Annotated in this window: 10 protein-coding genes; 9 read left to right on the top strand and 1 reads right to left on the bottom strand. The window is 36.9% G+C overall.

The window, feature by feature from the left end; genetic code table 11:
• Positions 1-127 (bottom strand): GTP-binding protein (locus tag AB1630_09370; GenBank protein ID MEW6104000.1); only part of this gene is annotated, 127 nt, incomplete at its 3' end.
• 122 nt (positions 128-249) lie between these two features.
• Here AB1630_09370 and nikR point away from each other — a divergent pair.
• The 9 genes from nikR to AB1630_09325 form a co-directional block, all read left to right on the top strand.
• Complete coding sequence (nikR, locus tag AB1630_09365; GenBank protein MEW6103999.1) at positions 250-660, top strand: nickel-responsive transcriptional regulator NikR; 411 nt, start codon at positions 250-252, stop codon at positions 658-660.
• Between the two features lie 269 nt (positions 661-929).
• Entirely contained in the window at positions 930-1,277 is a 348-nt protein-coding gene (locus AB1630_09360; protein ID MEW6103998.1) for a nucleotidyltransferase domain-containing protein, read from the top strand.
• Between the two features lie 8 nt (positions 1,278-1,285).
• On the top strand, positions 1,286-1,687 hold the full coding sequence (locus tag AB1630_09355) for a HEPN domain-containing protein (protein MEW6103997.1): 402 nt from the start codon (positions 1,286-1,288) through the stop codon (positions 1,685-1,687).
• Complete coding sequence (locus AB1630_09350; GenBank protein MEW6103996.1) at positions 1,684-2,631, top strand: TonB-dependent receptor plug domain-containing protein; 948 nt, start codon at positions 1,684-1,686, stop codon at positions 2,629-2,631. The genes AB1630_09355 and AB1630_09350 overlap by 4 nt, the downstream gene beginning before the upstream one ends.
• Before the next feature lie 75 nt (positions 2,632-2,706).
• On the top strand, positions 2,707-3,543 hold the full coding sequence (locus AB1630_09345) for a transglutaminase-like domain-containing protein (protein ID MEW6103995.1): 837 nt from the start codon (positions 2,707-2,709) through the stop codon (positions 3,541-3,543).
• 43 nt (positions 3,544-3,586) lie between these two features.
• A complete protein-coding gene (locus AB1630_09340) occupies positions 3,587-4,096 on the top strand; it encodes an RNA polymerase sigma factor (GenBank protein ID MEW6103994.1) in 510 nt (169 codons plus the stop codon).
• Positions 4,093-4,284: a hypothetical protein gene (locus AB1630_09335; GenBank protein MEW6103993.1), complete on the top strand. Its 192-nt coding sequence runs from the start codon at positions 4,093-4,095 to the stop codon at positions 4,282-4,284. The genes AB1630_09340 and AB1630_09335 overlap by 4 nt, the downstream gene beginning before the upstream one ends.
• 4 nt (positions 4,285-4,288) lie before the next feature.
• A complete protein-coding gene (locus AB1630_09330; protein ID MEW6103992.1) occupies positions 4,289-4,579 on the top strand; it encodes a 2TM domain-containing protein in 291 nt (96 codons plus the stop codon).
• A 113-nt stretch (positions 4,580-4,692) separates the two neighbouring features.
• The coding region (locus AB1630_09325; protein ID MEW6103991.1) for a TonB-dependent receptor plug domain-containing protein at positions 4,693-6,572 on the top strand (1,880 nt) is incomplete at its 3' end.

The raw sequence follows: 6,572 nt of genomic DNA, 5'->3' as shown, positions 1-6,572 counted from the left end.
CTGCCAACCCTCTGTTTGCCAATGCCTTTGTTATAGCAGATGTAAGGGTTGTCTTCCCATGGTCAATATGACCAATTGTTCCCACATTAAGATGTGGCTTTGTCCTTTCAAACTTTTGTCTTGCCATATTATTTTACCTCCAAAATTTTTAAAAAAAGTATATAATTCCCTTTATCCTGATGTCAAGAAAAATTTAAGAATATGTTTTGACAAAAAAGTTTGTTTATACTACAATAATAAAAAAGCAAGATGTTATTTAGATTTGGTGTATCATTAGAGAAGGAATTGCTAGAAAAATTTGACTCTCTTATTAAAAAGAAAAATTACCCTACCCGTTCAAAAGCGATTGCTGATTTGATGCGTTCTGAATTCGTAAAAGAAGAATGGCACAAAAACAAAGAGACAGCAGGTGCAATAACCATAATTTATGACCATCATAAAAGGGAGCTAGTAAATAGCCTTATGGATATTCAGCACGATTTTGGTAATATTATCATCTCATCACAGCATATCCACCTTGACCATAATAATTGCCTTGAAATCATTGCTGTAAAAGGCTCTCCTCTAAAAATACAGGAACTATCAAATACCCTAAAGGCAGTAAAGGGTGTAAAACATGGAACCCTTAGTATGTCAACAACAGGAAAGGAACTCACTTGACAAAAATTTCTTGTTGCCATTAGGATAAAATTTTTGAAATCGAATATTTTATCCCTCTTTTGTGTCTCATCTTATAATTAGGCGATTACAAATTTTGGTTATTGCAATATTTTGAGATAGAAGATAAAATATATCAAATGAAAAAGATTGTAAAAAAGGAGATAGACCTATCTTCTCCATATCTTTATCTTGGTATCAAAGCCGGGAAGTATTGAAAGAAAAACTTAAAGTGTGTAAATATCAGCTTTTTGGGTAATACAATTAAACACATGAAACAATTAAGCGAGATTAAAACTATATCTAAAGAGGAGCAAATATTGTTGATGAGGTGTAGTAGGGCAATTAAAAGAACAGAACCCTCTGCAGAAGTTATTTTCTATGGCTCCAGAGCAAGAGGAGAGGCTTCCTATGATTCTGACTATGACCTCCTTATTTTGATTGATGGAGAAGTAAGCCTTGAAAAAAAAGAGATTATTTACCATAAGTTGTATCCTATAGAGTTAGAGACAGAAAAAGTTTTATCTATAATAGTTTATAGCAAGCAACAATGGGACACTCCTCTGTATCGTATAATGCCACTTCATAAGAATGTTGAAAGGGAGGGTGTTGTCATATGATACAAGAAATGAAAACCTTGATTTTCTATCGGCTCGAACGAGCCTATGAAGCCCTTGAAGAAGCTAATATCCTTTTAGAAAAGGGACATAGCAATACCTTTGTCAATCGTCTTTATTATGCCTGCTTCTATGCTGTTTCTGCTTTATTGTTGACTAAAGATCTTTCTTCATCCAAACATAGTGGCGTGCGTTCATTATTTCACCAGCACTTTGTAAAGACTGGTATTGTTAAAATAGAACATGGTAAATTTTATGACAATTTGTTTCATAATCGACAGGAGGGAGATTATGGAGATTTTGTTAAGTTTAATCTTGAAGAAGTTAGTCCCTGGTGCAACAAGGCAAAAAATTTTATTGAAATAATAGAAACAATTATTAAATCTATTATGGGAGTGGGAAATTTTAAATGAAAAGAATTTTTTGTATTCTTTTGTTTCCTTTGCTAGCCTTCTTTGAAACCATTACCGTAACCGGGGAAGAGCTTGTGATAAGGGAGAAAAAGTCCATTAAGGAAGAGCCAATTGTCAGCAAGGAGGAGGTTTCTCCTTCTATGGTTGAAAAAAGCTCGGTTTCTCTCTTTACAGATTTGTCCGAGACATTAAAGACCCTGCCTGGAGTGGTTACCCCAGGGGCATTCTCGGGTGCATTATACATCCGCGGATGCTATCCAATGGAGACAATATTTTTATTAGACAATGTCTTTATCTTTTGGCCATACAGATGGGGCGGTATGTTGCTGATGTTTAATACCGACCTTATAAAAAAGGTTGATTTCTATGCCGGAGGCTATCCAGCCAAGGGAAATCAGGCATTGGGTGGAATAATTGATGTCTATTACAAAGAGGGGGATAAGAAAAAAAGAAAGGGGCAATTAGAGCTTTCTCCCACCACAATGGCATTTCAAATGGATGGACCAATAAAGAAGAATAAATTGTCCTATTATCTTTCGGCAAACCGAACACATTATGACCTTTTGGTAAAGTGGTTTGGCGGTGAAAAGGGTCGTGCCCTTCCCAGCTTTGATGACCAATACCTTAAGCTCTATTATGAGCCAACCTATAAAGATAAGCTCTCCTTTAGTATTGTGAGAACCGGAGAGGGGATGGATATGAAGATGGAGGAGGGATACGGCTCTCCAGATGATGAAGGAGGACACTTCTTTTATAAATATACAAAGGATATATTTGCCATAAATCACAAGAGGGTATTTAGCCCAAGCCTTTCCAATGAGCTTACCTTGAGCTATCTAATTGATAAGGGAAAATTCAGGTTTTATTCCCCTGATTATTCTTTGGAAGGGGATATAGATTTTAAGGATACAGCCTTAAGGGATGATTCTACCATTTTTCTTTGAGTATAGGTGAGATTCTTGCTGAATTATGAATCTGTCCCGAGAATTGGCTAAACGATTAAAGGCTAAAGGTTATGAATGTCGTCATGTGTTTTAAGAGAAAATATGAAAGAATTCTTTAGTATAGTTGCCATTGTTACAGCAATTGAGCTCTTTTGGTTTCAAAAATTTACCCAGCAAGATACTCCAGAGGAGAAGAACAGAATCAATGCCTTGGTAGATGAGCTGACTAAAGATGCCAAATCAGACGAGGAAGGAATTAAGACTATTGTAAATTGGATACACAACAATTTTCGCTCTACCTTTGGAAATCCCAAGTATAAAACTTTGTCCCAATTCTTTGAAAAAAAGAGGGGTAATTGTTATCACCATAGTGCCTTACTGGTTTTCATGCTTACCCATAAAAAGATACCTGCCAGATTTGTTGATGAGATAAATTATGATGCCAATAAGTTTATTGGTGTTTTCAAAGAGATACTTGGCTTGATTGGTGATGCTCCGATTGGGATGAATCACAATAACCATGTTTGGGTAGAGGCTTATTTTGATAATAAGTGGCAGCCAGTAGATGCAACCTATGGGGTTGTAGGCATTGAGGAGTGGTTGGAGGCACGATTGCTTACAAACAGAGGAAGATTTCCCTTAATGATTTACGCCAAGGAGCAAAATAGCCTTGTGCAGAGAAGTGAATATTATTTGATTGAGAAGTTTAGGGAGGTTTATAATATAAACGAAGACCAGCCAGAATTTATAATATGGAAAGATGACATTTTATTTTTATCCCAATACAAATTTGAGAAAGGTAAAAGATTGTCAAACGCTAGCAAGAAAAGGATTGATAAAGCCAAAAGAAATCTGGATAGACTTTGTAAAGTAAATAACTTGATAGCAAAAAAGAAATGGGATTATAATTAAAATTGAAACATTTTTGGGATGTTGTGCGTTTTATTTTTAGAAAGTGGATGAAAGAAAGGATGACGAGCTGGTTATTCTATCAAGGAAGGATAAGGAGAATTTTGCAAGGATTGTTAACAGGTATAAAAATAGGGTGTATAATATAGCCTATAATTATTTCTATGATTATGATGAGGCAAATGATTGTGCCCAAGAGGCATTTGTTAAGGTTTATAAATCCTTGTCCTCATATAAGCTGGGAACAAATTTTAAAGCCTGGCTCTTTAGGATTACACATAATCTATGCATCGATAGAATAAGAAAGAAAAAGAAAGAAATAAGGCTTGAGGATAACCCAGAGATTATTCCATATTCTGAGGATGACCCAGACATTAAGCTTTCCCTTGAGGAGGCAGTTGGAAAGCTTAGCCCTGAATATAGGGCAATAATTGGATTAAGGTATCAAGAAGACCTATCTTATGAGGAGATTTCTAAGGTGATGAATATACCAATAGGAACGGTAAAGACCTGGCTATTCAGGGCAAAAGGGGCTTTAAAAAAGAATCTACAATGAATGATAAAGAGATTGAGGATATTTTAAGAAAAATAAGGATAAAAGAGGCACCCCCTTATTTTACAGAATTGGTAATCCTAAAGACAATAGAAAAGGAGGGTGTTTTGCTAAAGATAATCAAGGGTATTAGAGGGATAGCTTATTGGATGCCTTTTATTGATATGAGGTATGGAATCTTAATGAGGTAAGAAAATGGACATATTAGAAAGCTATAAGAAAGCCTATCGGGAGCTGGTAATCCAGGAGAATAAAAAGGGGTTTATCCACCACCTCCTTTCCTATCTCTGCTTTAATACCATATTTACCTTTATAAATCTCCTATATGCAAAGGATGCAATCTGGTTCTTCTGGCCAATTTTAATCTGGGGAATTATCGGGATAATCCCCCATTATCTCTTTAGTATTCGCTGGATGAAAAGGGAGATAAAAAATATGGAGATAATTGCCGAGGCAAGGGCAAGGGAGGAGCTAAAGGATGCTTAAGCTATTTTAACCGGGATTATAATCGCCTCAATTGCTTTTCCAAAGGATTTTGCCCGTGTAATATTGAAAGAACATAGAATATTTACCAAGGATAATGGGTCTTATTTTATAGAATGAAAGAAATAAAATCAGATTACAAAGTGGTATTTAAAATGAAAAGGGCATTTTTGCTTATCCTTTGCTTACTCTTTAGCAATGCAGGGAGTGAAACCATTACCGTAACCGGCGAGGAGCTTGTGATCAAAGAAAAGAAGCCTGTAAAAGAAGAGCCAATTGTCAGCAAGGAGGAGGTTTCTCCTTCTATGGTTGAAAAAAGCTCGGTTTCTCTCTTTACAGATTTGTCCGAGACATTAAAGACCCTGCCTGGAGTGGTTACCCCAGGGGCATTCTCGGGTGCATTATACATCCGCGGATGCTATCCAATGGAGACAATATTTTTATTAGACAATGTCTTTATCTTTTGGCCATACAGATGGGGCGGTATGTTGCTGATGTTTAATACCGACCTTATAAAAAAGGTTGATTTCTATGCCGGAGGCTATCCAGCCAAGGGAAATCAGGCATTGGGTGGAATAATTGATGTCTATTACAAAGAGGGGGATAAGAAAAAAAGAAAGGGGCAATTAGAGCTTTCTCCCACCACAATGGCATTTCAAATGGATGGACCAATAAAGAAGAATAAATTGTCCTATTATCTTTCGGCAAACCGAACACATTATGACCTTTTGGTAAAGTGGTTTGGCGGTGAAAAGGGTCGTGCCCTTCCCAGCTTTGATGACCAATACCTTAAGCTCTATTATGAGCCAACCTATAAAGATAAGCTCTCCTTTAGTATTGTGAGAACCGGAGAGGGGATGGATATGAAGATGGAGGAGGGATACGGCTCTCCAGATGATGAAGGAGGACACTTCTTTTATAAATATACAAAGGATATATTTGCCATAAATCACAAGAGGGTATTTAGCCCAAGCCTTTCCAATGAGCTTACCTTGAGCTATCTAATTGATAAGGGAAAATTCAGGTTTTATTCCCCTGACTATCCCTTTAGTGGAGATTTAGATTCTAGAGACACAGCCTTAAGGAATGACCTTACCATTAAAAAGGGAAACCATGAGCTAAACATAGGAGGACTAGCTTACCGAAACAAAGGCAAGGAGGATGATACCTATAGCTTTCCCACAATAGAGGAAGTAAATGGAACCTGGACAAAGGTAAAGCACAAAGAGGAATATCACTACCAGAAAACAACTGATTATTATGGGCTATACCTTTGGGATAGGTATAGTGGTTTTGGACCAATCATTGACTATGGGATGAGGTATGAAAATAATAATGTTACCAAAGAGGGGGTCTTCTCCCCAAGGTTTTCCATCTGCTTTCCTATAGGAGGTGGAAGAATAAAGCAATCCATTGGAGAGTATTCCCAATACCCGATGAATTCTTATTTGCTTGATGAGAAAGAGGGGAATCCAAAGCTAAAATCCCAATGCTCAAGGCAGTATATTTTGGGCTATGAAAGGGATTTAGGAAGTGATATGAGGATAAAGTTTGAGACATATTATTCAGACCTTAGTAAGCTTATCCTTTATGATAAAGAAAAGAATTATCTAAATAAGGGAAAGGGCTATAGCAGGGGTATTGAGCTTTTCTTCCAGAAAAAGGAGGCAGGAAAATGGGATGGCTGGTTCTCTTATGCCTATTCCCAAGCAAAGCGGGAGGAAGACCCGGGTAAATATGGAACATATTCTGTGGTTGAGGAATTGAAGCTATACCCAACCGACCAGGATAGACCACATGTTGCCTCTTTGGTTTTAAATTATAACCTTACCAAAAAATGGAAAATAACGATGAAAACAACCTATTATTCGGGAAATCCCTATACACCCCTTACTGGCTCTGTAAAAGGAAGTGATACATATAAGGCAATCTGGGGGGAATACAAAAGTGCAAGGCTTCCTGCCTATTTCCAGACTGACCTTACCATAAGAAAAAA

This window comes from bacterium, from assembly GCA_040753555.1.
Classification (GTDB): domain Bacteria; phylum UBA9089; class UBA9088; order UBA9088; family UBA9088; genus JBFLYE01.
This window is presented reverse-complemented; position numbering and strand designations above follow the sequence as displayed.